Origin of the sequence: Streptomyces sp. NPDC019396, assembly GCF_040632375.1 — a bacterium.
GTDB lineage: Bacteria > Actinomycetota > Actinomycetes > Streptomycetales > Streptomycetaceae > Streptomyces.
On record NZ_JBEYBS010000001.1, the window covers coordinates 409,244 to 435,528 of the forward strand.

The window sequence follows — 26,285 nt, forward strand, 5'->3', positions numbered from 1 at the left end:
TTGCCCGTTATGCGCAATGTACCGCCGGGGTTCACCGGCTACCCTGCGCGCGATGAGCTCCAGGACCTCCGCCGGGCCCGTGACCGGCATACGTTTCGCCTTCGGCACCCTCACCGTGCTGCCGGTACGGGTCACCCGCTGGGACCGGGAGGCGGCCCGCGCGGGCATGCTTTGTGCACCGGTCGCCGGTCTGGCCGTCGGCGCATGCGCCGCGGCGGCGGGTGGGCTGCTGCTGGTGGCGGGCTCCGGAGCGCCGCTCGCCGCGGTGGCCACCGCGGCCGTACCGGCCGTGCTCACCCGAGGGCTGCATCTCGACGGGCTCGCCGACACGGCCGACGGGCTGGGCAGCGGAAAACCGGCCGCGGACGCGCTGCGGATCATGAAGCAGTCGGACATCGGCCCCTTCGGGGTGATCACCCTGCTCCTCGTGCTGCTGGCGCAGGTCGCGGCCCTGGCCGAGCTCTACAGCGGCGGCTGGGCCCGGGGCGCGGTGGCTGCCGTGCTCGCGGGAGCGGTGGCGCGACTCTCGCTCACCCTCGCCTCGCGCACGGGTGTACCCGCGGCCCGGCCCGAGGGTCTGGGGGCGACGGTGGCGGCGACCGTGCCACGACGGGCCGCCGCCGCGCTCACGCTGCTGGTCCTGGGCGCGGGCGCGGGCCTGGGCGCGGGCGCGCTGTCCGGGGCCCCTGTTCCGTGGCACACCGCCGCTACGGTCACGACCGCCCTGCTCATCGCACTGCTCACGGCCGAACTCCTGCTACGGCGCTGTGTTCGCCGCTTCGGCGGGGTGACGGGCGATGTGTTCGGGGCGGCCGAGGAGACGTCGGCCACGGCCGCACTCGTCGCACTCGCGACCCTGGTGTGACACCACCGCGCCATCCGGTGCGACGCCGTCACCGGCCCTGTGATCGCATCCTGCCGCTACCGGATCTCCCGCTGAGCCCGGTGGTGCACCCCGGCCGGATTCTGGGGTGCACCACCTGTGCCGCGAGCGGCGGATGACACGTGTCGGGTGCCGTCGCCCGGGGCCTGGATCACCCGATCGGGCACCCGGTCAGGCGGGCAGCCTCAGAGTGACCGCGGACTGCAGCAGGTCCGGCGAGGTCCAGTCCGATCGCTTGCCCGCGTAGGCCGTGCCGAAGACGGAAGTCCCCAGCAGGAGCTGCTTGCGGGTGCCTTCCGGCGTGGTGACCGGGATCGCGACCCCGGACGGCGCCTGGATGGTGACGGTGGTACCGATCCGGTAGGCGGTCACCCGCCCGTTGTCGAGCGCCTGCTGCCAGGCGGTACGGCGGCTCAGCTCGGTACCGATGTCGCGCTGGCGGAGGTTCACCACAGGTGCGCTGTCGGCGAACAGGGCCGTGTAGTCACCGAGAATCCGGTTGAGCACCGGGTAGAGGATCCGTCCTTCTGCCAGGTTGGACTGGTGCACATAGTGCGGACGGGGATCGTTGGCGAGGACATGCCCGAGGGCGATCCTGGCCTCCTGCGGAACGATGTGCTCCGCATAGCCGGTCTGGGCATCCAGCGGCTCGTCCAGGCAGGTGGAGGCCGCGTTGCTCTCGCAGATACCGCTGCCGCCGTCCGCCTGGGACGTGTAGATCCAGTTGTACTCGTCCGCCATCTCGGCGGCCGTGCCCGTGTTGTAGTACACGTTCATCGGGTACCGGGGCACGGTGAGCGCGCTGCCGACCGAACGCTGCTGCGACTCGCGGGAGTTGTCACTGGCGATCCACTTGACGCCGTTATCGGCGAGCGCGGGGGCGAGGTTGGGGTTGTCGACCGGCTGCTGCGGCAGGGTCTTGAGGCCCGAGTGCTCACCGGTGACCAGCTCCGCGCGATCGACCGGGAGACCCTTCTGCACCCCCCAGCTGTGGTTGTCGCGGATCTGCCCGGTGATGTCGGCACGGCTCACCCAGCGGGTGTTGCCCGCGGCGTCCTTGCTGCACTGCCACGGGACCACGGTCACGTCCTGCACACAGCCCAGGAACGGGTGCGTGTAGGTGTGGTTGACCCAGCGGTACTTGGCCCGGTCGGCGAGCAGCTGCGTGGTGAGCGCGTCCGTGTTTCCGTGCTCCGCCTTCCACTCCTCACCCGCGCCCGCGTTGTAGACCATGTCCAGTGTCAGGCCGCTGGTCTGCTGCCACTGGGCGGCGTACTGCGCGTCGGCCGCGGTCATCCTGATGTCCGGCGTGGTGTCCTCTTCGCCGCCGCCGCAGTCGATGTCCCCGGGCGTGCAGTTGCGCTCACTGTCCCAGCGGGCGTCGGCCGCGAAGACGTCGTCCACGTGCACGGCGAAGTAGTTGCGGCTCTGGCCGAGGTGGACGCCCTGGGTGAGCCATTCCACGATGCCCCGGGCCAGCAGCCGGAACTGCCGCTGGTTCTGGTTGTACGCGAAGGTCACGACCAGCTCGCGGCGCCCGTCGTGGGCGTACTCGCCGAGCAGGCTGGCGCGGTCCTCCCCACCCGGCACGGGCGCGTCGACATAGCTGGTGAAACCCTCGCGCGGGCGCGCCATGTAGCCATAGCTCTCGGGGACCGACGGGGAGTTGTCCTCGAAGGTGACCGCGCCGTCGAGATAAGCGAAGGGCCCGGAGCGGCCCGCGGTGGTCACGGCGGCGGCGGTGCCGTCGAGAGTCCCGGCCCAGCCGCCTTCGCTGGTGTAGTCCAGGCCGACACCCGGGTGGGCCCAGGTGTACGCGTCGACCTGGGGGATGCCGAAGGACTTCTCGTACGCGACCAGCGCGGCCTGCTCGGCGGCACCCGCCGCGCTCGCCCCGAACGGTGCCTCGTTCGGAACCACCACACCCTGGTACTTGGCGCGCGGCCGGCCGCTCACGGTGTCACTCAGGAATGCGGCGTCGACCTGCGGCCTGCCCGCGGCGTTCAGGTTGAGAACGCTGTACGGGACCCCCGTGCTGCGCAGCTCGGAGGTGACCGCCGCCACCGCTTCGCCACCGTCGTCGACCACCAGCACCCTGAGGTCGATCCTCGGCGCGATCGCGTCCTCCGCGGCTGCGGCGGTCGAAGCGGGGAGCGCCGTGGCGAGCAGCGCGGACGCCGTCAGCGCCATGGCCACCCTGCCGCCGCGCCTGCCGGACGCGCGCTGTGCGCCCGGCCCGCCGGGGCGGCCCGCCTGCGACCGTCCGGCCCCGGACCGCCGCCCGGCGACCTGGTCCCGCCGCGCCCCCCGCGCATGTGTCCCGCCCGTCGCGGACCCCCTCTGGTCGTGATCACTCGAACTGAATCCGTACGCCATGGCGCACTCCCCGCCCCTTGAAGGCCTCCCCTTGTGGATGTCCCGGGGAGGATCTGTGGAAATCATGCAAAGCAGCGCGTTGCCGCCTTGCGCATTCGGCCCGAGTGTGACGTAGGACTCATCGCCTCTCGCGGTGATCGCATCAGAGACACCCCGGATGGGTGAACGCCCGCTGGTGTGAGCGAACCTCTCCAGCGCGCGTAGGCTCGTTCCGGCGCGCCGACTCGCCCGATCTACGATGCGCCGGGCACGGCCGACCCCACCTCTTCGGCCACAGAACTCAAACGGAAGCGAGAAATCACCACCGTGACTGCTCTCACTCTCAGCACGGCCGGCGCGGCGACGCTGCGCGCCGACGCGATCGTCGTCGGCGTCGCGAAGAGCCCGCAGGGCGGCAGCGGACTTGTCGTCGCCGCTGGCGCGGAGGCCGTGGACAAGGCCTTCGGCGGAAAGCTCGCCACCGTCCTGGAGACCCTCGGTGCCTCCGGGGCCGAGGGCGAAGTGACCAAGCTGCCCGCGCCGTCCGGGCTGAAGGCGCCGGTCGTGCTGGCCGTCGGTCTCGGTACGGCCCCGGAGAAGGACGAGACCTACCAGGCCGAGGTGCTGCGGCGGGCCGCCGGTTCCGCGGCCCGCGCCCTGACCGGCACGAAGAAGGCGGCTTTCGCGCTGCCGATCGAGGCCACGGAGGACGCGGAGGCGATCGCCGAGGGCGCGCTGCTGGGCGCCTACGCCTTCACCGCGTACCAGGACGGCAACGGCGGCCTCTCCGGGAGTTCCAAGAGCAGCAAGAACGGCAAGAAGGAGCCCCTCGCCGAGGTCGCGCTGCTCGGCGCCAAGCCGCGCGACAAGGCGTACAAGGCCGCGGCCGAGCGAGCCGTCGCGCTCACCGAGGAGATCAACCGCGCCCGCGACCTGATCAACACCCCGCCGAACGACCTCTACCCGGAGTCGTTCGCCGCCGTCGCCGCCGCCGCCGGCAAGGAGCACGGCATCAAGGTGCAGGTCCTGGACGAGAAGGCACTCGTCAAGGGCGGTTACGGCGGCATCCTCGGCGTCGGCCAGGGCGCGGCCAACGGCCCGCGGCTGGTGAAGCTCGCGTACACCCACCCCCAGGCGGAGAAGTCCCTGGCCTACGTGGGCAAGGGCATCACCTACGACTCGGGCGGCATCTCGCTGAAGCCGGCCGGCCACAACGAGACGATGAAGTGCGACATGAGCGGCGCCGCCGCCGTCTTCGCCGCCGTCGTCACGGCCGCGCGGCTCGGGCTGAAAGTGAACGTCACCGGCTGGCTGGCGCTGGCCGAGAACATGCCGTCGGGCACCGCCACCCGCCCCGGCGACGTGCTGCGCATGTACAGCGGCACCACGGTGGAGGTGCTCAACACCGACGCCGAGGGCCGCCTCGTGCTCGCCGACGCGATCACCAGGGCCTCGGAGGAGAACCCGGACGCGATCGTGGACGTGGCCACACTGACCGGTGCCATGGTGCTGGCCCTGGGCACCCGCCGGTTCGGGATCATGGCCAACGACGACGCGTTCCGCACGTCCATCCACGAGATCGCGGAAGAGGTCGGCGAGGACTCCTGGCCGATGCCGCTCCCGACCGACCTGCGCAAGGGCATGGACTCGCCGACCGCGGACCTCGCGAACATGGGGGAGCGGATGGGCGGCGGCCTGGTCGCCGGTCTGTTCCTGAAGGAGTTCGTCGGCGAGGGCATCACCTGGGCCCACATCGACATCGCGGGCCCCGCCTTCCACGAGGGCGCCCCGTACGGCTACACCCCCAAGGGGGGCACCGGCTCCGCGGTCCGCACCCTGGTCAGGCTCGCCGAGCGCACCGCGTCGGGCGACCTGGGCTGACACAGCCCGCCGGGCCGGGGGCGTCGCCCCTGGCCCGGCGCCCGGATGTTCGGGCCGCCCGGCGCAGGAATACGGGCCGCGGGATCTCCGTTCCGTCTCACGGACTGCGGCGGATCCGACGGAATCCGCAGCTTCCTCCGGGCCGGAGAGCAGCAGGAACGGCGTCGCCGCCGTACCAGACACCATCCCCGCGTCCCGCCTGCCGTCGACAAGTGCGAAGATGGGTTCTCGGCAGGACAGGGCCCCACCACAGGGCCGAAGAAAAGCGGCCGAACACCAGCCGCCGCGCGGTCGTGACGACCGGCGCCCGGCGCACATGCATGGAGGACGTGACGTGGCGAACGACGCCAGCACCGTTTTCGACCTAGTGATCCTCGGCGGTGGCAGCGGCGGTTACGCCGCGGCTCTGCGCGGAGCGCAGCTGGGCCTGGACGTCGCCCTGATCGAGAAGGACAAGGTCGGCGGCACCTGCCTGCACCGTGGATGCATTCCCACCAAGGCCCTGCTGCACGCCGGCGAGATCGCCGACCAGGCGCGTGAGAGCGAGCAGTTCGGCGTCAAGGCCACCTTCGAGGGCATCGACGTCCCGGCCGTCCACAAGTACAAGGACGAGGTGATCTCGGGGCTCTACAAGGGTCTTCAGGGCCTGATCGCCTCCCGCAAGGTCACGTACATCGAGGGCGAGGGCCGGCTGTCCTCCCCCACCTCGGTGGACGTGAACGGCCAGCGCGTCCAGGGCCGCCACGTCCTCCTCGCCACGGGTTCCGTGCCGAAGTCGCTGCCGGGCCTGACCATCGACGGCAACCGCATCATCTCCTCCGACCACGCCCTGGTGCTGGACCGGGTCCCGAAGTCCGCGATCGTGCTGGGCGGCGGCGTCATCGGCGTCGAGTTCGCCTCCGCGTGGAAGTCCTTCGGCACCGACATCACCATCATCGAGGCCCTGAAGCACCTCGTCCCGGTCGAGGACGAGAACAGCTCGAAGCTCCTTGAGCGCGCCTTCCGCAAGCGCGGCATCAAGTTCAACCTCGGCACCTTCTTCGAGAAGGCCGAGTACACCGAGGACGGTGTGCGGGTCACCCTCGCCGACGGCAAGACCTTCGAGGCCGAGGTGCTGCTGGTCGCGGTGGGCCGCGGCCCGGTCTCGCAGGGCCTGGGCTACGAGGAGCAGGGCGTCGCGATGGACCGCGGCTATGTCCTGGTCGACGAGAACATGCGCACCAACGTGCCGACCATCTCGGCCGTCGGTGACCTGGTCCCGACGCTTCAGCTCGCGCACGTCGGCTTCGCCGAGGGCATCCTGGTGGCGGAGCGTCTGGCCGGTCTGAAGACCGTCCCGATCGACTACGACGGTGTGCCGAAGGTGACGTACTGCCACCCGGAGGTCGCCTCTGTGGGCCTGTCCGAGGCCAAGGCCAAGGAGGTCTACGGCGCGGACAAGGTCGTCGCTCTGAAGTACAACCTGGCGGGCAACGGCAAGAGCAAGATCCTGAAGACCGCGGGCGAGATCAAGCTCGTCCAGGTCAAGGACGGTGCCGTGGTCGGCGTCCACATGGTCGGTGACCGTATGGGCGAGCAGGTCGGCGAAGCCCAGCTGATCTACAACTGGGAGGCCCTGCCGGCCGAGGTCGCGCAGCTCATCCACGCCCACCCGACGCAGAGCGAGGCGCTCGGCGAGGCCCACCTGGCCCTGGCGGGCAAGCCCCTCCACTCCCACGACTGATTCAGTCAACGGGCGCGACGACCACTTCCGCAATTTCGTAAGGAGAAACCGAAACCATGCCGGTTTCCGTAACCCTTCCGGCGCTCGGCGAGAGCGTCACCGAGGGCACCGTCACCCGCTGGCTGAAGGCTGAGGGCGAGCGCGTCGAGGCCGACGAGCCGCTGCTCGAGGTGTCGACCGACAAGGTCGACACCGAGATCCCCGCACCGGCTTCCGGTGTGCTGGCGTCCATCAAGGTCGCCGAGGACGAGACCGTCGAGGTCGGCGCCGAGCTGGCCGTCATCGACGACGGCTCGGGCGCGCCGGCCGCTGCCGAGGCTCCCGCTGCCGAGGCCCCGGCAGCCGCCGAGGCTCCGGCAGCCGCCGAGGCTCCGGCACCCGCCCCGGTCGCCGAGGCACCTGCCGCACCCGCCGCCGAGGCTCCCGCCGCTCCGGCCCCTGCCGCCGGTGGCGCCTCCGGTACCGACGTCGTGCTGCCCGCGCTGGGCGAGTCGGTCACCGAGGGCACCGTCACCCGCTGGCTGAAGCAGGTCGGCGAGGAGGTCTCCGAGGACGAGCCGCTGCTCGAGGTCTCCACGGACAAGGTCGACACCGAGATCCCCGCACCGGCTTCCGGTGTGCTGCTGGAGATCGTGGTCGGCGAGGACGAGACCGCCGAGGTCGGCGCGAAGCTGGCCGTGATCGGTGCCGCGGGTGCCGCTCCGGCGGCCGCCGTCCCTGCCGCCCCCGCGGCTCCGGCTCCGGCCGCAGCCCCCGAGCCCGCCCCGGCTCCGGCTGCCCCGGCCGCGCCCGCCCCTGCTGCGGCGCCCGCTCCGGTGCAGGCCCAGCCTGCCGCCGCTGCCCCGGCCCCGGTGGCGCCCGCCGCCCCCGCTCCCGCCGCGGCCCCGGCCGCGACGGCCTCGGACGAAGGCGCGTACGTCACCCCGCTGGTGCGCAAGCTCGCCGCGGAGAACGGCGTTGACCTGTCCGCGGTCAAGGGCACCGGCGTCGGTGGCCGTATCCGCAAGCAGGACGTCATCGCCGCCGCCGAGGCCGCGAAGACCGCCGCTGCCGCCCCGGCTCAGGCCGCTGCCGCCGCGCCGTCAGCCGCCAAGAAGGCCCCCTCCGTCGAGGTGTCCCCGCTGCGCGGCCAGACCGTCAAGATGACCCGTATGCGCAAGGTCATCGGCGACAACATGATGAAGGCGCTGCACGGCCAGGCCCAGCTGTCCTCGGTCGTCGAGGTCGACGTCACCAGGCTGATGAAGCTGCGCAACCGGGCCAAGGACGCGTTCGCGGCCCGCGAGGGCGCCAAGCTGTCCCCGATGCCGTTCTTCGTCAAGGCAGCGGCCCAGGCGCTGAAGGCCCACCCGGTCATCAACGCCCGGATCAACGAGGACGAGGGCACCATCACCTACTTCGACTCGGAGAACATCGGCATCGCCGTGGACTCCGAGAAGGGCCTGATGACCCCGGTCATCAAGGGTGCGGGTGGCCTCAACCTGGCCGGTATCGCCAAGGCCACGGCCGATCTGGCGAACAAGGTCCGCGGGAACAAGATCACCCCGGACGAGCTGGCCGGTGCGACCTTCACCATCAGCAACACCGGTTCGCGCGGCGCGCTGTTCGACACGATCATCGTCCCGCCGAACCAGGTCGCCATCCTGGGCATCGGTGCCACGGTCAAGCGTCCGGCCGTCATCGAGACGGAGGAGGGCACGGTCATCGGCGTCCGCGACATGACGTACCTGACCCTGTCCTACGACCACCGCCTGGTGGACGGCGCCGACGCGGCCCGCTACCTGACGACGGTCAAGGCGATCCTGGAGGCCGGCGAGTTCGAGGTCGAGCTCGGCCTCTGAGCGACGGCTCGGACCGCTCTGTAACCAGCCTCACCTGCGGTGCCCCTGTCCGGATGTACTTCCGGGTAGGGGCACCGCCGTATTGTCTAGGAGACTTCTCTTCTTGAAGGAGCGCTCCATGACCATCCCCGTCGTCCACTCGCTGCGCGATCAGATCCGCGAGCACATCGTGGAGGGCATCGTCAGCGGCCGCTGGAAGCCGGGCGAGCGGATCGTGGAGCGCCGTATCGCGACGGAGCTGGCGGTGAGCCAGACCCCTGTACGCGAGGCCCTGCGCGAGCTGGAGTCGCTCCGTCTGATCGAGTCCGCCCCCAACAAGGGCGTACGGGTACGCAGCCTGACCGCCGCGGACCTGGAGGAGAGCTACCCGGTCAGGGCCGGCCTGGAGCAGATCGCCGCGGAACTCGCCGCGGACCGTCTGGCCGCGGACTGCTCGGCCCTGGAGCCCCATGTCGCCGCCCTGCACGAGGCGGACCGCGCGGGGGACGGTACGGCGCAGGTACGGCACACCGTGGCGTTCCACCGCGAGCTGGTGAAGGCGGCGGGGAACGGGGTGCTGCTGCATACGTGGGAGGGGCTGGGGATCGAGGTCTTCACGGCGCTCTCGATCCGCTGGCTGGGGACGAAGCAGAAGTCCTACGCGGAGGAGCACGAGGAACTCGTCGCGGCCTTCCGCCGCCGCGACCCGTCGATCGGCGCCCTGGTCAAGGCCCACGTCCTCGGCTGCGCCCCCCGCGCGTAGAGCCCGGGTTCCCCCGTTCCCGCCACCGCCCCGGGACTCGAAGGGGGACGCACAGGGGTGGTGTTCGGGACGCTTACGTGTGAGGTGTGGCGCGCGACGTGGGTGCGGTGCCGGGCTCCCGTGGCACCGGTGGCCGCCGTGAATCAGCACGGTCCGGCCATGAGCCCGGGGACTGCCCCCACGCCCACCCCGGCGGGCCCGGGCAAGCCCGCACACCCAGGGCCGTCCGCCGCTTGAGAAGACCCCCCGAAACCCGCGAGAACCCGGCACCGAGTGCCCGAATTCGCGGCACCGTGTGCCGACTTTCGCACCAGACCCCACTTTTTACCCACAACACTTTGATCGATCATCGATCGTCGGCTTACAGTCAACCCGGACCCACCGGTCCCCCGGGCCCCGTCCTGCCAGACAAGCCCCCTTTCACCACCCCTCCCCTCCGGAAGGCGGCGATCATGACCGACCCCGTAGGCACGCTGCTGTTCCCGAGCGAGCTCGACCAGCTCCCGGACCGCGACGCCGAAGAGACCGCCGAATGGGCGGCCTCGCTCGACGCCGTCACCAAGGCTGCCGGCCCGCACCGCGCCGCGTATCTGATGCGGCGCACGCTTCAGCACGCCGAGGGCGTCACCGGGCTCGATCTGCCGAAGCTTCTGGAGACGGACCACGTCAACACCATCCCGACGGCCGCCGAGCCCGCCCCGGCCGGTGACGAGGAGATGGAGCGCCGGATCACCGCCTGGAACCGCTGGAACGCGGCGGCGATGGTCACCCGTGGCGCCAAGCACGGCGTCGGCGGCCACATCGCCACCTTCGCCTCCGCCGCCTGGCTCTACGAGACCGGCTTCAACCACTTCTTCCGCGGGAAGGAACGCGACGGTTCCGGGGACCAGCTCTACATCCAGGGCCACGCCTCCCCCGGCATCTACGCCCGCGCCTTCCTCGACGGCCGCCTCACCGAGGCGCACCTGGACAACTTCCGCCAGGAGTCCGGCGGCGTCGGTCTGCCGTCCTATCCGCACCCCCGCCGTCTGCCCTGGCTCTGGGAGTTCCCGACCGTCTCGATGGGCCTCGGGCCGCTGTCGGCGATCTACCAGGCGCGCTTCAACCGCTATCTGACCAACCGCGGCATCAAGGACGTCTCCGCGTCCCACGTCTGGGCGTTCCTCGGCGACGGTGAGATGGACGAGCCCGAGTCGACCGCCGCACTGGCGCTCGCCGCCCGCGAAGGCCTGGACAACCTGACATTCGTCATCAACTGCAACCTCCAGCGCCTCGACGGCCCGGTCCGCGCGAACTTCAAGATCGTGCAGGAGCTGGAGGCCCAGTTCCGCGGCGCCGGCTGGAACGTGGTGAAGACCCTCTGGGGCAACGCCTGGGACGAGCTGTTCCAGCTCGACACCACCGGCGCCCTCGTCCGGCGACTGCGCGAGGTACCGGACGCCCAGGTCCAGACGTACCAGACCCGCGACGCCGCCTACATCCGCGAGGACTTCTTCGGCAAGGACCCCGCGCTCGTCGAGATGGCGGGACTGCTGAGCGACGACAAGATCCTCGAGTGCTTCCACCTCTCGCGCGGTGGCCACGAGCCGCGCAAGGTGTACGCCGCGTACAAGGCCGCCCTTGAGCACAAGGGCGCCCCCACGGTGATCCTCGCCCAGACGGTCAAGGGCTTCACGCTCGGCGAGGGCTTCGCTTCCAAGAACGCCAACCACCAGATGAAGAAGCTCTCGGTGGACGAGTTCAGGGCGATGCGGGACCTGCTCGACCTGCCGATCTCCGACGCGCGCTTCGCCGACGGCCAGGTGCCGTACGGCCACCCCGGTGCGGACTCCCCCGAGGTCCGCTACCTCCAGGACCGCCGCGCGGCCCTCGGCGGTCCGGCCCCGGCCCGCCGGGTCCACCCGGTCGCCCCGCTGCCGGCGCCCGCCGAGAAGGCGTTCGCCGCCTTCGACAAGGGCTCCGGCAGCCAGTCGGTGGCGACGACGATGGCGTTCGTGCGGCTGATCAAGGACCTGATCCGGGACAAGGAGACCGGCAGGCGCTGGGTCCCGATCGTCCCCGACGAGGCCCGTACCTTCGGTATGGAGTCGCTGTTCCCCTCGCTCGGCATCTACTCGCCGAAGGGCCAGACATACGAGCCGGTCGACCGCGACCAGCTGATGTACTACCGCGAGGCGAAGAACGGCCAGATCCTCAACGAGGGCATCACCGAAGCCGGCTCGATGGCCGACTTCATCGCCGCGGCGACGTCGTACTCGACGCACGGCGAGACCATGATCCCCTTCTACATCTTCTACTCGATGTTCGGCTGGCAGCGGACCGCCGACCAGATGTGGCAGCTCGGCGACCAGCTCGGCAGGGGCTTCCTGATCGGTGCCACGGCCGGCCGTACGACCCTGACGGGCGAGGGCCTCCAGCACGCCGACGGCCACTCGCCGGTGATCGCCGCGACGAACCCGGCGGCGCTGACGTACGACCCGGCGTTCGCGTACGAGGTCGCGGCCATCGTCAAGGACGGTCTGCGCCGGATGTACGGCGAGGCGAGGCCGGACGAGGATCCGGACGTCTTCTACTACCTGACGGTCTACAACGAGCCGATGCCGCAGCCCGCGAAGCCCGAGGGTGTGGACGACGGCATCGTCCGCGGTCTGTACCGCTTCAAGGAGGGCGAAGGCTCGGCGGACGACCCGCGCATCCAGCTGCTGGCCTCCGGTACGGCCATCCACTGGGCGCTTGAGGCGCAGAGGCTGCTCGCCGCCGACTGGCATGTCACGGCCGACGTCTGGTCCGCGACCTCCTGGACCGAGCTGCGGCGCGACGCGCTGGAGGCGGACGCGGCGCTGCTGCGCGGCGAGGAGCGCATCCCGTACGTACGCCAGGCGCTGGACGGCGCCGAAGGCCCGGTGCTCGCGGTCACCGACTACATGCGGCAGGTCCCGGACCAGATCGCGCAGTGGGTGGAGCAGGACTGGTCCTCGCTGGGCGCCGACGGCTTCGGTCTGTCCGACACGCGTGCGGCGGCCCGCCGCCACTTCGGTGTGGATGCCGAGTCGGTCGTGGTCGGGGCGCTGGCGCAGCTCGCCCGCCGCGGCGAGGTCCCGGCGTCCGCGGTGAAGGAAGCACGCGAGCGCTACGGCCTGTAGGCCCTGCCGGGGCCATGCCCCGCGCGGGCCCCGGCACTGCGGTGCCGGGGCCCGCGACAATGGCGGACATGCGCGCTGCCCGGCTCATCAAGATGGTCCTGCTGCTCCAGTCGCGGCCCTCCATGACCGCCGCCGAGCTCGCCCAGGAGCTCGAGGTCTCCGAACGGACCATCACCCGCGACGCCCTCGCGCTGTCCGAGGCGGGAGTGCCGGTGTACGCGGACCGGGGCCGGGCGGGCGGCTACCGTCTGATCGGCGGGTACCGGACCCGGCTGACGGGTCTTGCGAGGAGCGAGGCCGAGGCGCTGTTCCTGTCCGGGGTGCCCGGCGCCCTGCGGGAGATGGGCCTTGAGGACGCGGCGTCCGCGGCCCGGCTGAAGGTGTCGGCCGCGCTGCTGCCGTCGCTGCGGGACGCGTCGGACACGGCCGCCCAGCGGTTCCACCTGGACGCGCCCGGCTGGTACCAGGAGCCCGGGACTCCGGAGCTGCTCCCGGCCGTCGCCGAGGCGGTATGGGGCGACCGGATCGTCATGGCGCGCTACCGGGATGGCGAGCGGCGGCTGGAACCGTACGGCCTGGTGCTGAAGGCCGGGGTCTGGTACCTGTGCGCCCGCGCCGACGGAAAGTCGTTTCGCGTGTACCGGATCGACCGGTTCACCTCCGTGTCCGTGTCCGGTGAGCGCTTCGCCCGGGACGAGTCCTTCGATCTGCCGGCGTTCTGGGAGGAGCGGGCCGCACAGTTCGCCCGCTCGATCCTGCGCACCGAGGTCGTCGTACGTCTCTCCCCCGACGGTGCCCGCAGGCTCCCGCACCTCACCGACCGGGCCGCCGCCGTCGAGGCCCTGGAGGCTGCCGGGCCACCGGACGGGCAGGGCCGGGTGACCGCGACCCTCGCGGTCGAGTCGGAGGAGGTGGCATTCAGCCAGCTGCTCTCCCTCGGCGCCGAGTTGGAGGTCCTGGAGCCCGCGCGCCTCCGCGCACGCTTCGCGGAGGCCGCAGCCCTGTTGCACACCCTTTACGGCCCGCCATAGGGACGGTGGCCGCTACAGCGGTCAGCGGTAGTCGTCGACGGGGGCGTCCTTGCCGCCGTGGACGACGTCCAGGAAGTACCCCCAGGCGTCCGGCCTGCTGCCGTCGGCGTCCGTGAAGCCGTACTCCCTTGCGAGCTGCCCGCTGGAGAGCGTCTGCCCGTTCCACCGCGCCCGCCCGGGGTCGGCGGCCACGGCGGCGATGCCCCGGGCCACGTAGACCGGCGACTCGGCCACGGCGAAGTGGGGTTCCCTGGCGATGGCATCGCGCCAGTTCTCCTCGCGGACCCCGAAGGCGTCCAGCATCTGCTCGGAGCGCAGGAATCCGGGGGTGACGCAGACGGCCGTGCACCCGAGGTCCTCCAGGTCGTGGCCGAGAGTGAACGCCATCCGGATGGGGGCGTTTTTGGCCAGGTCGTAGTAGAAGTTCTCACGGAAGCGCCGGTTGTACTCGGGGGTGCCGTCGGTGATCTCGAAGAGGATTCCGCCGGGCCTTCGTACCAGCAGCGGCAGGGCGACGCTGCTGGTGATGATGTGACTGCGGACTCCCAGCTCCAGCAGCCGCAGCCCGCGGTCAAGCTCGGTGTCCCACATCTTGGTGTGCCATTCGAGCAGGTGGTCGCCGCCCCAGAGGTCGTTGACGAGGACGTCCAGGCGGTCCTGTTCGCGTTCGATCCGGGCGACCAGCGTCCGCACCTGGTCCGCGTCCAGATGGTCGGTGGGGACGGCGATGCCCTCACCGCCCGCCCCGGTGACCAGTTCGGCGGTGTCCTCGATGGTCTCGGTCGCCCGGCCGACCTCGCTGACGCGTCCCCTGGTCGTACGCCCCGTCACATAGACGGTCGCGCCCGCGGCCCCGAGTTGTACGGCGATGGCGCGGCCGGCGCCCCGGGTCGCGCCCGCCACGAGCGCGACCTTTCCCTTGAGTGGTGTGTCGGTTGTCATGCCGTGACCGTCCCACTGAATTCCGACACCTTCTGTCCGCATTTCCGAAAGACAGCATTTCGGCCGCTCCACGTGCGCCGCCGCGCCCCAACCCCGATGCTTGTCCCGTGATGGACGAGACGGAGTTCTGGGAGATCATCGACAGCACCCGCGAGGCCGCCGAGGGCGACCCCGAGGACCACGCCGATCTGCTGGTCGAACGGCTGCTCCAGCTCGACCCCGACTCCGTCCTGGACTTCGCCCGCCACTTCGAGGCGCGCTACAACCGGGCCTACCGCTGGGACCTGTGGGGTGCGGCGGCGGTGCTGCTCGGCGGGGCGAGTGACGACGCGTTCGACTACTTCCGCTGCTGGCTGATCGGCCAGGGGCGAGAGGTCTTCGAGGGGGCGGTGCACGACCCCGACTCCCTCGCCGGCCTCCTGGGGGAGTTCGACGAGGAGATCGACGGCGACGGAGAGGAGCTGGGGTACGCGGCGGACGAGGCGTACGAACAGCTCACCGGGGTGGTCGCACCCGATCTGGGGATCCCGTCCCAGTCGGCCGAGCCGGAGGGCGCGGCGTTCGACTTCGAGAGCGACCGGGCGCTGGCGGAGCGCTTCCCCGCGCTGTGGGAGCGCTTCGGGGGCTGACGGACCGCGTTCACACCCCCGGCGGTCTGCGCGCGGAAGCCCGAGTTGACCTCCCGTCACACCCTCACATGGTCATGGACCGACGGTTTCCCTGAGAGACCCCGCCGGGGAAGCCCCTGGCCGGCTCCCCTTGCGCCCGGTCGTGCGACGGGCGCACAGACCCGGGGGACCGTTTCCGCGCACTCCGGGTGTCGCCGCACGGTCGCGGTCGGCCCCCGCGCGTACGCTGCCTCCGGTGAGCACCCATGCACCGTCCGCACCGTCGCTCCAGCGGACGCGGCGGCCGTCGCTGACCGCGCGCCGCAAGGCGGCGACCGAGCTGGGTATCGCACGGGCCGCGGCGGAACTGTTCGCGGAGCGCGGTCCGGACCGTACGACGGCGGAGCAGATCGCCGGACGGGCGGGCGTCGCACTGCGCACGTTCTACCGCTACTACCGCGGCAAGCAGGACGCGGTCGCCCCGCTGCTGGCGGACTCCGCCGAGCGCCAGCGCATCGCGCTCGCCGCCACGGCGCCGGGCACCGCGCTCCCCCGTGCCCTGGAGCGGTCCCTTTCCGATGCCCTGTCAGGGCGGGACGAGGCGGCGCGCGAGAGTCTGCTGTGGACGCGGGTCCTGCTGCGCGCGGCTGCGGGCGACGCCGCCCTGCGGACGGTCTGGTACCGGGTGCACCGTGACGCCGAGGAGAGTCTGCTGCCGGTGCTGGCCACGCTGGCGGGCCCGGGCGCTGATCCGCTGTCGGTCCGCCTCACCGCGGTGACGGCCACCGAGGCGCTGCGGGTGGCACTGGAGACCTGGGCGGCGACGGGTGAGCCGCTGTCGGGGACGCAGGCGTCACCGGCCGCCCTGGCGGTGCGCTGTCTGCGCGAACTGACCGGTGGATCCGAGCCGTAGCGGAGCCCAGGCGGAGCCGAACCCTCCCGGAACGGCGGCACCGGCAGCGGCTCAGGGCGTGAGCGACCGGCCCATCAGCACGTCGTCCACATAGCGGCCTGCGATGAAGAACTCCCCCGGGAGCACTCCCTCGACGGCGTAGCCCTCCGACTCGTACAGCCGCCGGGCCGGGGTGTTGTGGCCGAGCACCCGCAGGGTGATACGGACGGCCCCCTGCCGCCTCGCCTCTTCGGCGGCCGCGCGCAGCAGGGCCTTTCCCAGCCCGCCACCACGCGCCCAGCCCGCCACGGCGAGGCCCTGGATCTGGCGTACGTGCCGGTTGCAGGCGAGCGGGGTGGGCACGCCGAGACGGACGTAGCCGGCGAGCCTGCCGGAGGTGTTCCCGGTGCTCCCGGTGCTCTCGCTGCACTCGGCGACGAGGCAGCTCACGGGGCAGAGGGGATCGCCGAAGTCGGAGTCCCGGAAGAACGGCTCGGTCGGCTGCGTGGGCCGGGACTGAACGGAGTGCAGGGTGGACCAGGTGGCATCGTCGAGCTCGCGCAGCACGGTGTCGTCGCTGGCGCGGGCGGGACGTATCCCGTACGGCAGGTGAGGTGCGGACATGACGACACTGTTTCATCTGGGCAGGATGGGACACATGCGTATTGCGATCACCGGTTCCAACGGGCTCATCGGTAAGGCGCTTGTCCGCTCCCTGACGGCAGAAGGGGGGCATGAGGTGGTCCGCCTGGTGCGGCGGCCCGCGCGCACCCCTGACGAGGTGCAGTGGGATCCCGAACGTCAGGAGGTCGACGCCCTGGGCCTGAACGGCTGCGACGCCGTCGTCCATCTGGCCGGTGCCGGAGTGGGTGACCATCGCTGGACGGAGGCGTACAAGAAGGAGATCAGGGAGAGCCGGGTGTTCGGTACGGCCACGATCGCGCAGGCAGTGGCCTCTCTGGAGGAGCCGCCGCGGGTACTGGTCTGCGGGTCCGCGATCGGCTACTACGGCGACACCGGCGACCGCGCGGTGGACGAGAGCGCGCCGCCCGGTGCGGGGTTCCTCGCGTCGGTCTGCGAGGACTGGGAGGCCGCGGCGGCACCCGCGCACGAGGCCGGGATCCGGGTGGCGTACGCCCGTACGGGTCTGGTGGTGGCGCGGGAGGGCGGGGCATGGGGGCGGCTCTTCCCGGTGTTCCGGGCGGGGCTCGGCGGACGCCTCGGCAGCGGTCGCCAGTTCTGGAGCTTCATCTCCCTTGAGGACGAGGTGGCCGCTTTCCGCCACATCATCGACACGGACGGCCTGTCCGGTCCGGTGAATCTGACCGCACCGAATCCGCTGACGAACCGCGAGGTCACCGAGGCGATGGGGCGCGTCCTGGGTCGCCCCACCCTGTTCACGGTGCCGCCGTTCGCGCTCCGTCTCGCCATGGGCGAGTTCTCCGACGACGTACTGGCCAGCCAACGGGTGCTGCCGCGCAGGCTCCTCGACTCCGGATTCGAGTTCGCCCACCCCTCGATCGACGAGTCCATCCGGGCGGCGTTGCGGTGATCCGCGTACTTCTCCGCAAGGCGGGGAGGCGCACACCTGTACGAGTTCATGCTGCCGGGCGACCGATGTGCGCCGCTGGCCGTGCACCTACCGAAGGGTTTCTACTCTCCAGTCCAAACTTCCGCATCGCACAGGCAGGTTAGGGGAATGAGGCCCCACACCAAGCCGCGCCGACCTCGGGGAGGGGCACGTGCTCAGCAGCGCACGCCACGCGGACGTCGTCATCGTCGGGGCCGGTCTCGCCGGCCTCTCGGCAGCTCATCAACTCACCAGTGCGGGGGTCACGGTCACCGTCCTGGAAGCCTCGCCCACCGTCGGAGGCCGCATGGCCACCGACCGGATCGACGGCTTTCGGCTCGACCGGACCGGGCACCTGCTCAACACCGCCTATCCGGAACTCCGGCGCACGCCAGGGCTCGCGGGCCTCGAACTGCGCCCCTTCGCGTCCGGGGTGCTCGTGCACAGCGAGGGACGCCAGCACAGGGCGGGCGTACGACGGAGTGCGCACAAGGGTTCGCCCTACGCCCCGCGGCGCGTAGAGGGAGCGCTCAGCGCCGCGCGCGCCCTCGCAAGCGCCCCCCGCACCCCGCTCGGCAACGCACTCGACCAGGCCAGGCTCGCAGCCGTGCTCGGGCGCCTCTCGGCGACCCCGACCCGCCGTCTGCTCGGGCGTCCGGAACTCCCGGCGCTGGACGCGCTCTACGCCCGGGGCTTCTCCGCCCGGACCGTGGGCGGCTTCCTGCGGCCCCTGCTCTCCACCCTGCTCTGCGACCCGGAGCTCACCAGCTCCAGCCGGGTCGCGGACCTCGCTCTGCGGGCCTTCGCCCGTGGCCGCCTGTGCGTGCCCGCGGGCGGTGCCGCCGCGCTGCCCGAGCTGCTCGCCGCCACCCTGCCGCCAGGCACGGTCCACACCGGGGTGCGTGTCACGGACGCGTCGATCAGCGGTGTGCTCACCGAGGAGCACGGCTCCATCAGCTCCCGCTCGCTGCTCCTCGCGACCGGTGCCCGCACCGCCGCCACCCTGCTGCCGGGGCTGCGCATCCCCGCGTTCCACCCCGTGACGGTCCTTCACCACACGGCTCCCGTACCGCCGCTGGGCGAACCGTCCCTGTTGCTGGACGCCGACCGCACCGGCCCCGTCTCCCACACCGCCGTGATGAGCGAGGTCGACCCGTCCCGCGCCCCGCTCGGCCGCGCCCTGGTCACCTCCACCGTCCTCGGACGGCCACCCGCGGATCTCGACCGCCGGGTGCGCGCCCAGCTCGCCGCGCTGTACGGCACCCCCACCGACGACTGGGAGCTGCTCGCCGTCCATCACGACCCGGAAGCCGTGCCCGCGATGCCGCCACCGCACGACGCGCGCCGCGCGGTGCGGCTTCTCGCGGGGCTCTACGTGTGCGGCGACCACCGTGACACCAGCACCGTGCAGGGGGCGCTGTACTCCGGGCGCAGGGCGGCGCACGCCATCCTGCGCGACTTCGGCATCCAGCCCGGCTATTCGGCGGGAGCGCTCACCGCGGACTCGGTGGCCGCCTAGCCAGGCCGTGCCCAAGCGTCCGGGACCATCGAAGCCCGCACGCCTCGATGCCTGGTCGAGGACGGGTCGGGGCCGCTGCCGAGTCGCGGGCCGCCGGCGAGACGTCGGCGGCGAGACGTCGGCGGCCCTCAGCCGATGGCCATCACCCGGTCGCGGTATCCCCGTACGGCCGCCGCGTCCCGGTAGGGCTCCAAGCGGCGCTCGAAGTCGCGGATGTAGTCGACCGCGCGGGCCGAACGCATCTCGGATGCCTGCTGGGCGGCCTCCGCGCCCAGCACGCAGGCCTGGTCGAGTTCGCCGAGACCGAGCCGTGCCGTGGCGAGTACGACACGGCAGAAGAGGCGGCTGCGGGCATATCCGGGCGGTCGCAGTTGCAGTGAGCGCTCCGCGTGCTGGACGGCGGCGCGGTACTGCTGGAGGTCGCGGTGGCAGTGCCCGAACTCGTCCGCGAGCTGTGCCTCGTCGAAGTAGCGCGCCCAGTGCGGGACCTCGTCACCCGGCCGCGCCGCCTCCAGCGCCCGCTCGGCGCGTACCAGCGAGGCCGTACAGGAGCGGAGGTCGCCGAGCACCCCGTGGCCCCGTGCCTCGACCGCGTGCAGCAGCGCCTGGACGACCTGCGGCGCGCCGGAGCCGATGCCCTGCTGGGCGACGCGGGTGAGCTGGACGGCCTCACGGCCGTGGCCCAGGTAGACCGCCTGACGGGCCATGGTGGCCAGGACGTACGCCCCGTACGCCCGGTCACCGGCCGCCTGCGCCAGCCGCAGCGCCTGGACGAAATACCGCTGGGCGAGGCCGTGCGCGGCGATGTCGTACGAGGTCCAGCCGGCGAGCCGGGTGAGGTCGGCCGCGGCGGCGAACAGCTTGCGCCCGGTCGCCTCGGCGTAGCTGCCGCGCAGCATCGGCTCGAGCTCGTGCTCCAGGTAGCGCACGAGCGCCTGGCGGGCGTGCCCGCCGCCGTAGTTCTGGTCGAGCGTCCGGAACAGTTCGCCGACCGAGCGCAGCGCCGCGATGTCGCCCACGGTGACCCGCTGGCCCGGTCCGCGGTCGGTGCCGCGCTGGCGCGGGACGAGGACCCGAGCGCCGGGCGGGGCGGGGATCCGGGCGGAGCCGGGGATGGCGGTACCCGGGTGGACGGCCCCCGGCGCGACCCCGGGCTGAACGGCTCCGGGTGGGGCGGCCGGGTCCTGACGGCCGACCCGCTCGTCGGCCCGTCCGATCAGCCAGTCCCGGCTCGGTACGACCAGTCCGGCGGGGGTGAAGGCGATCTTCCGCAGCTCCGCATGACTGCCCGAGTCCTTGCGCCACAGCCCGCTGACGATGTCCACGGCCTCCTCGGGGGCGGCCGCGAACTCGAGACCGGCGTAGACCGGCGCACAGGCGTCGAGCCCCAGGTCCTGCGCGGACAGCCGGCGCCCCAGTCGCCGGGTGAACACCTCGGCGATCAGCGCGGGTGTCGTACCGCGCGGCTGCTGCCCGCGCAGCCAGCGGGTCACCGAGGTCTTGTCGTACCGCAGGTCGAGACCGTGCTCCAGGCCGAGCTGGTCCACGCGGCGGGCGAGCCCGGCGTTGGAGAAACCCGCCTCCTCGATGAGCGCGGCGAGCTGGCGGTTGGGTGTGCGCTGCGGGGGTCGTTCCGTCATCAGCTGTGCGGTCTCCTGCCTTCCGGGCTCGAGATGCAGCCCACATGAAACGGCGCGAATGTAGCGGGCCTGACCCGCCCCACCGGCGCACCTTGTCTCCGCATTCATCCGATCGTGTGAGGATTGGGGGCGTCGCTGACGACTGCGGCGCCTGTCGTGACGAGTCGTACAGTGGCCGGGGGCGCGACGAGTGCACCCGTGAAAGCGTGAGGCAGCTTGAGGGAGGCACAGCCGGTGAGCGAGCTGCGTTTTGTCCATCTGGGCTTCGGCGAGGACGCCGTGGAGTACCAGGAGGCCTGGGACGAGCAGCGCCGCGTGCACGCGGCCCGGTTCGCCGGCGAGATCCCCGACACCTGCCTGCTGCTCGAGCACCAGCCCGTCTACACGGCGGGGCGGCGTACGGAGGACAGCGAGCGCCCCCTGGACGGCACCCCGGTCATCGACGTGGACCGCGGCGGCAAGATCACCTGGCACGGCCCGGGCCAGCTGGTGGGCTACCCGATCATGCAGCTGCCGCGCCCGGTGGACGTCGTGGCCCATGTGCGGCGGCTGGAAGAGGCGCTGATCCGCACCTGCGCCGAGTTCGGTGTGGAGACCACCCGGATCGAGGGCCGCAGCGGGGTCTGGGTGCTGGGAGACCCGATCGCGGAGCGTCCGTCGGTCGGAGGCCTGTCACTCGACTTCGACCCCCGGCTGCAGGACGACGAGTTCGACCCCCGCCTCAGCGGTCCCGAGTACGCACCCTCGAACGCGGGCCAGCGCCGCGAGGACCGCAAGCTGGCCGCCATCGGCATCCGGGTCGCCAAGGGTGTGACGATGCACGGCTTCGCACTGAACGTGAACCCGGACAACACCTGGTTCGACCGGATCGTGCCGTGCGGCATCCGGGACGCGGGGGTCGCATCGCTCGCGGGTGAGCTGGGCCGGGATGTGACGATCGCCGAGGTGCTCCCGGTGGCCGAAAGGCATCTGCGTGAGGTGCTGGAGGGCGCGGACCTGAAGCCCCGCACCGTCGAACACGACACCGCACCGGACGCGGTGCCCGCCGGCTGAGCGGTGTCAGCCCGCCTGGGAATGCCCACCCCATGGCCAGAGGTTGGCCAGGCGTAGGGGGCATCAAAACATCGGGCGTACCCTGGTGGTCGCCGAGGAATCGAAGTGTAGGGAGCCGGTCGTGTCCGCTGTCGCACCCGACGGACGCAAGCTGCTGCGTCTGGAGGCCCGGAACAGCCAGACCCCCATCGAGCGCAAGCCCGAGTGGATCAAGACCCGGGCGAAAATGGGCCCCGAGTACAACCAGCTCCAGAAGCTGGTCAAGAGCGAGGGCCTGCACACGGTGTGCCAGGAGGCCGGCTGTCCGAATATCTTCGAATGCTGGGAGGACCGCGAGGCGACCTTCCTCATCGGCGGCGACCAGTGCACCCGGCGCTGCGACTTCTGCCAGATCGACACGGGGAAGCCGCAGGCCCTCGACCGCGACGAGCCGCGCCGCGTCGGTGAGTCCGTGGTCGCGATGGACCTGAACTACGCGACGATCACCGGCGTCGCCCGCGACGACCTGGAAGACGGCGGCGCCTGGCTGTACGCGGAGACCGTGCGCCAGATCCATGCGCAGACGGCCGGCCGCGAGGCCGGACACACCAAGGTCGAGCTGCTGATCCCCGACTTCAACGCGGACCCGGACCAGCTGGCCGAGGTCTTCTCGTCCCGCCCCGAGGTGCTCGCGCACAACGTGGAGACGGTGCCGCGGATCTTCAAGAGGATCCGCCCCGGCTTCCGCTACGAGCGCTCCCTGAAGGTGATCACCGAGTCCCGCGCGGCCGGGCTGGTCACCAAGTCCAACCTGATCCTCGGCATGGGCGAGACCCGCGAAGAGGTCAGCGAGGCGCTCCAGCACCTGCACGACGCGGGCTGCGAGCTCATCACCATCACGCAGTACCTGCGCCCCTCGGTGCGGCATCACCCGGTGGAGCGCTGGGTGAAGCCGCACGAGTTCGTGGAGCTGAAGGAGGAGGCCGAGGAGATCGGCTTCTCCGGAGTGATGTCGGGCCCGCTGGTGCGTTCGTCGTACCGGGCAGGCCGGCTCTTCCAGCAGGCTAAGGACAAGCGTGAGGAGACCGCGGCCGGCACCCGGACCGTGTGAACTCCCACACAAGATATTACCGGCCAGTAGTGGCCGGATCGATGCGGCTCATACGCTCTCCGCAGGTCGGGGGCGCGTATGGGCCGCGTCTGCTTCAGGTGCTCCGAATAAAGGTTTCATCGGTGTTTGACCACTCAGTCATGCACTGGTAACACCAATCAGTGACTCTGGATTCACGCACAGCACGCACGCTCTCACTCATCGCCACCTTGCCCCCGAGGGAGACTCCCACCATGCAGGCCGCGACTTCCGTACGCGCCAACGCCTTCCCGACCCTCACCCAGGCCCTTCGTGCCGTGGAATCCGTACTCCTGCGCGGCGGCCAGAGCACCGCCCGCCGCAACGCCTGGACGGCGGTGCTCGAGAACCGGCGCCTCGCCAAGGACCGGGTCGAGGCCGAGCACGTATTGGAGGCCGCGCTGACCCGCTCCTCCTGAGCCACGTAAACTCACAGCATGGCGAGGAAGGAACAGGCAGAGACTGCTGCCTCTGCGAACCCCGGGCGACTCAAGCAGATCGCTCTGACGTACAAGATGACCCGTCGGTCGGACCCGAAGGTCGGTCTGATTCTCGGGGCTGTGGGAATCGTCACCTTCGGTGTCCTTCTCGCGATCGGTTTCCTGATCGGTCACCCCTACTATCTCGGCCTCCTGGGTCTCCTGCTGGGCTTCCTCGCGATGGCGATCGTCTTCGGACGCCGCGCCGAGCGCGCCGCCTTCGGGCAGATGGAAGGACAGCCGGGCGCGGCGGCCGCGGTGCTCCAGAACGTGGGCCGCGGCTGGACCACGACCCCTGCGGTCGCGATGAACCGCAGCCAGGACGTCGTCCACCGTGCCGTCGGCAAGGCGGGCATCGTCCTGGTGGCCGAGGGCAACCCGAACCGGGTGAAGACGCTGCTGGCGGCCGAGAAGAGGAAGATGTCCCGCATCGCCGTCGAGGCCCCGGTGCACGACATCATCGTCGGCGACGGCGAGGGCCAGGTGCCGCTGAAGAAGCTGCGCACCACCATGGTCAAGCTGCCGCGGGTGCTGAGCGGCCCGCAGGTGACGCAGACGAACGACCGGCTGCGCGCCATGGGCGACCTGATGAGCAACATGCCACTGCCGAAGGGCCCGATGCCCAAGGGCATGCGCATGCCGCGTGGCGGCAGGTCACGCTGACGCGCATCGCCTGAGCACGACGTCTGAGGGCCCCCGGCAGTGCCGGGGGCCCTCAGACGTGACGGCAGGCCGTCGCGAGCCGTGGTGCGGTCAGATCCGCACCTGCACCGCACCGGCGAAGCGGTCGTGCAGCCCCCGCCCGTCGCGGTCCCACACCAGCGCCGGGATGCCGAGGCAGAGCAGGACGCCTCGCACCACCGCGCGCCCGAAACCGAGCCGCCCGCCGTTCACGGAGATGACGCGGAGGCCGAGGAGGCGCTTGCCGGGTGTGCTGCCGACGGTGCCGACGGTGAGCGCGCTCAGTACGAGAAGGACCAGCAGCGCGGGGTTGCCCGCCGCGGACCAGTCGCCTCCGGTGAGGAGGCCCCATGCGATGAGCATGCACAGCCCCCAGTCGATGAACAGCGCCCCGAAGCGCCGTCCGAGCGGGGCGACGGCGCCAGGGCCCTCCTGCGGCAGTCCGAGCCGCTCACCCCGGTAGCCGAGGTCGGCGCCCATGTCCTCGACGGCCGCGCGGGGGCCGGACAGCCACGAGCCGATTGCTTGCCTGTTGTCCACCCGTCCACGGTACTGTGCGGGCTTTTGATCACCCCAGGCCGGGTCCGGTCACAACCGCCCGTGACACGGTTCCTCGCGGGTCCGGTTAACGTCCGCGAAACAAATGAGTCATGCTGGAGAAATCCCCGCTGCCTAGGGTCGTGTGCAGCGTGTGCCACCGCACTGGCAGCACGACCGAGCGACAACCCCGTCCCTCCCCGGGCCGGGAGTAGGAGGAGTTGGATGTTCCAGAACGCCGACGACGCCAAGAAGTACATCGCGGACAACGACGTGAAGATGATCGACGTCCGTTTCTGCGACCTTCCGGGCGTGATGCAGCACTTCACCGTCCCGGCAGCGGCGTTCGACCCGTCCGAGGAGCTCGCCTTCGACGGCTCGTCGATCCGCGGCTTCCAGGCGATCCACGAGTCCGACATGGCGCTGCGCGCGGACCTCTCCACGGCGCGCCTGGACCCGTTCCGCCGCGACAAGACCCTCAACATCAACTTCTTCATCCACGACCCGATCACCGGCGAGCAGTACAGCCGTGACCCGAGGAACATCGCCAAGAAGGCCGAGGCCTACCTCGCCTCCACCGGCATCGCGGACACCGCGTACTTCGGCCCCGAGGCGGAGTTCTACGTCTTCGACTCGGTGCGCTTCGCCACCACGGCGAACGAGGGCTTCTACCACATCGACTCCGAGGCCGGTGCCTGGAACACGGGCGCGCTCGAGGACAACCGCGGCTACAAGGTCCGCTACAAGGGCGGCTACTTCCCCGCCCCGCCGGTCGACCACTTCGCCGACCTGCGTGCCGAGATCTCCCTGGAGCTGGACAAGGCCGGCCTCCAGGTCGAGCGCCAGCACCACGAGGTCGGCACCGCCGGCCAGGCCGAGATCAACTACAAGTTCAACACGCTGCTCGCCGCGGCCGACGACCTGATGCTCTTCAAGTACATCGTGAAGAACGTCGCCTGGCGCAACGGCAAGACCGCGACCTTCATGCCCAAGCCGATCTTCGGCGACAACGGCTCCGGCATGCACGTCCACCAGTCCCTGTGGGAGGGCGGCTCCCCGCTCTTTTACGACGAGCAGGGCTACGCGGGCCTCTCGGACATGGCCCGCTACTACATCGGCGGCATCCTCAAGCACGCCCCGTCCCTGCTGGCCTTCACCAACCCGACGGTGAACTCCTACCACCGTCTGGTCCCGGGCTTCGAGGCTCCGGTCAACCTGGTGTACTCGCAGCGCAACCGCTCCGCCGCGATGCGTATCCCGATCACGGGCTCCAACCCGAAGGCCAAGCGCGTCGAGTTCCGCGCCCCGGACCCGTCCTCGAACCCCTACCTGGCCTTCTCCGCGCTACTGCTCGCCGGCCTCGACGGCATCAAGAACAAGATCGAGCCGGCCGAGCCGATCGACAAGGACCTCTACGAGCTCGCCCCCGAGGAGCACGCGGGCGTTCCCCAGGTCCCGACCTCACTCCCGGCGGTCCTCGACGCCCTCGAGGCGGACAACGAGTACCTCCAGGCGGGCGGCGTCTTCACGTCCGACCTGATCGAGACCTGGATCGACTACAAGCGGACGAACGAGATCGCCCCGATCCAGCTGCGCCCGCACCCGCACGAGTTCGAGCTGTACTTCGACATTTAAGAACGTCGCAGGTCAGAGCGGC

General features: G+C 71.2%; 21 protein-coding genes. 16 read left to right on the forward strand and 5 right to left on the reverse strand.

The features are described from left to right. The first annotated feature begins 52 nt into the window (after window positions 1–52). Window positions 53–865 (forward strand): adenosylcobinamide-GDP ribazoletransferase, encoded by an 813-nt coding sequence (locus ABZ532_RS01885; protein WP_361278538.1) that lies wholly within the window; start codon window positions 53–55, stop codon window positions 863–865. A 189-nt stretch (window positions 866–1,054) separates the two neighbouring features. Here the strand turns inward: ABZ532_RS01885 and ABZ532_RS01890 are convergent, their stop codons facing one another. Beyond that, the gene (locus ABZ532_RS01890; protein WP_361278677.1) at window positions 1,055–3,073 is read right to left on the reverse strand and encodes a hypothetical protein; all 2,019 of its coding nucleotides are present in this window, start codon (window positions 3,071–3,073) and stop codon (window positions 1,055–1,057) included. Between the two features lie 492 nt (window positions 3,074–3,565). On the opposite strand from ABZ532_RS01890, the gene ABZ532_RS01895 reads away from it, so the two are divergent. From ABZ532_RS01895 to ABZ532_RS01920, 6 genes are all read left to right on the forward strand, one after another. Further along, on the forward strand, window positions 3,566–5,119 hold the full coding sequence (locus ABZ532_RS01895; protein WP_361278540.1) for a leucyl aminopeptidase: 1,554 nt from the start codon (window positions 3,566–3,568) through the stop codon (window positions 5,117–5,119). A gap of 334 nt (window positions 5,120–5,453) precedes the next feature. After that, complete coding sequence (gene lpdA / locus ABZ532_RS01900) at window positions 5,454–6,842, forward strand: dihydrolipoyl dehydrogenase (RefSeq protein ID WP_361278543.1); 1,389 nt, start codon at window positions 5,454–5,456, stop codon at window positions 6,840–6,842. Between the two features lie 56 nt (window positions 6,843–6,898). Beyond that, window positions 6,899–8,683: a 2-oxoglutarate dehydrogenase, E2 component, dihydrolipoamide succinyltransferase gene (sucB, locus tag ABZ532_RS01905; RefSeq protein WP_361278545.1), complete on the forward strand. Its 1,785-nt coding sequence runs from the start codon at window positions 6,899–6,901 to the stop codon at window positions 8,681–8,683. Window positions 8,684–8,801: 118 nt separating this feature from the next. Continuing rightward, entirely contained in the window at window positions 8,802–9,425 is a 624-nt protein-coding gene (locus ABZ532_RS01910; protein WP_361278548.1) for a GntR family transcriptional regulator, read from the forward strand. Between the two features lie 452 nt (window positions 9,426–9,877). Then, window positions 9,878–12,568: a pyruvate dehydrogenase (acetyl-transferring), homodimeric type gene (gene aceE / locus ABZ532_RS01915; RefSeq protein WP_361278550.1), complete on the forward strand. Its 2,691-nt coding sequence runs from the start codon at window positions 9,878–9,880 to the stop codon at window positions 12,566–12,568. Window positions 12,569–12,636: 68 nt separating this feature from the next. Beyond that, the gene (locus ABZ532_RS01920) at window positions 12,637–13,599 is read left to right on the forward strand and encodes a WYL domain-containing protein (RefSeq protein WP_361278552.1); all 963 of its coding nucleotides are present in this window, start codon (window positions 12,637–12,639) and stop codon (window positions 13,597–13,599) included. 21 nt (window positions 13,600–13,620) lie between these two features. Here the strand turns inward: ABZ532_RS01920 and ABZ532_RS01925 are convergent, their stop codons facing one another. Then, the gene (locus tag ABZ532_RS01925) at window positions 13,621–14,541 is read right to left on the reverse strand and encodes an SDR family oxidoreductase (protein WP_361278555.1); all 921 of its coding nucleotides are present in this window, start codon (window positions 14,539–14,541) and stop codon (window positions 13,621–13,623) included. A 110-nt stretch (window positions 14,542–14,651) separates the two neighbouring features. On the opposite strand from ABZ532_RS01925, the gene ABZ532_RS01930 reads away from it, so the two are divergent. After that, window positions 14,652–15,170: a DUF4240 domain-containing protein gene (locus tag ABZ532_RS01930; RefSeq protein ID WP_361278679.1), complete on the forward strand. Its 519-nt coding sequence runs from the start codon at window positions 14,652–14,654 to the stop codon at window positions 15,168–15,170. A 235-nt stretch (window positions 15,171–15,405) separates the two neighbouring features. After that, a complete protein-coding gene (locus ABZ532_RS01935; protein ID WP_361278557.1) occupies window positions 15,406–16,062 on the forward strand; it encodes a TetR family transcriptional regulator in 657 nt (218 codons plus the stop codon). Window positions 16,063–16,113: 51 nt separating this feature from the next. On the opposite strand, the gene ABZ532_RS01940 is transcribed toward ABZ532_RS01935, so the two are convergent. Beyond that, window positions 16,114–16,665, reverse strand: coding sequence for a GNAT family N-acetyltransferase (locus ABZ532_RS01940; RefSeq protein ID WP_361278559.1), 552 nt, complete (start codon window positions 16,663–16,665; stop codon window positions 16,114–16,116). A gap of 25 nt (window positions 16,666–16,690) precedes the next feature. Between ABZ532_RS01940 and ABZ532_RS01945 the strand changes: the two genes are divergently transcribed. Together ABZ532_RS01945 and ABZ532_RS01950 are read left to right on the forward strand one after the other, a co-directional pair. Beyond that, window positions 16,691–17,593, forward strand: coding sequence for a TIGR01777 family oxidoreductase (locus ABZ532_RS01945; RefSeq protein ID WP_361278681.1), 903 nt, complete (start codon window positions 16,691–16,693; stop codon window positions 17,591–17,593). Window positions 17,594–17,783: 190 nt separating this feature from the next. Beyond that, a complete protein-coding gene (locus ABZ532_RS01950; protein WP_361278561.1) occupies window positions 17,784–19,130 on the forward strand; it encodes an NAD(P)/FAD-dependent oxidoreductase in 1,347 nt (448 codons plus the stop codon). 128 nt (window positions 19,131–19,258) lie between these two features. Here ABZ532_RS01950 and ABZ532_RS01955 read toward each other — a convergent pair whose 3' ends face one another. After that, window positions 19,259–20,770, reverse strand: a complete 1,512-nt coding sequence (locus tag ABZ532_RS01955) for a regulator (RefSeq protein ID WP_361278563.1) — start codon at window positions 20,768–20,770, stop codon at window positions 19,259–19,261. Between the two features lie 234 nt (window positions 20,771–21,004). Between ABZ532_RS01955 and lipB the strand changes: the two genes are divergently transcribed. The 4 genes from lipB (at window position 21,005) to ABZ532_RS01975 (ending at window position 24,073) form a co-directional block, all read left to right on the forward strand. Continuing rightward, window positions 21,005–21,823: a lipoyl(octanoyl) transferase LipB gene (gene lipB / locus ABZ532_RS01960; RefSeq protein ID WP_361278565.1), complete on the forward strand. Its 819-nt coding sequence runs from the start codon at window positions 21,005–21,007 to the stop codon at window positions 21,821–21,823. Between the two features lie 121 nt (window positions 21,824–21,944). Next, complete coding sequence (lipA, locus tag ABZ532_RS01965; RefSeq protein ID WP_361278567.1) at window positions 21,945–22,913, forward strand: lipoyl synthase; 969 nt, start codon at window positions 21,945–21,947, stop codon at window positions 22,911–22,913. Window positions 22,914–23,146: 233 nt separating this feature from the next. Further along, complete coding sequence (locus tag ABZ532_RS01970) at window positions 23,147–23,350, forward strand: hypothetical protein (RefSeq protein WP_361278570.1); 204 nt, start codon at window positions 23,147–23,149, stop codon at window positions 23,348–23,350. Window positions 23,351–23,368: 18 nt separating this feature from the next. After that, on the forward strand, window positions 23,369–24,073 hold the full coding sequence (locus tag ABZ532_RS01975; protein WP_361278572.1) for a DUF4191 domain-containing protein: 705 nt from the start codon (window positions 23,369–23,371) through the stop codon (window positions 24,071–24,073). 90 nt (window positions 24,074–24,163) lie between these two features. Here ABZ532_RS01975 and ABZ532_RS01980 read toward each other — a convergent pair whose 3' ends face one another. Beyond that, a complete protein-coding gene (locus ABZ532_RS01980; RefSeq protein WP_361278574.1) occupies window positions 24,164–24,631 on the reverse strand; it encodes an RDD family protein in 468 nt (155 codons plus the stop codon). Window positions 24,632–24,853: 222 nt separating this feature from the next. Between ABZ532_RS01980 and glnA the strand changes: the two genes are divergently transcribed. Then, complete coding sequence (glnA, locus tag ABZ532_RS01985; protein ID WP_361278576.1) at window positions 24,854–26,263, forward strand: type I glutamate--ammonia ligase; 1,410 nt, start codon at window positions 24,854–24,856, stop codon at window positions 26,261–26,263. Window positions 26,264–26,285: the final 22 nt, after the last annotated feature.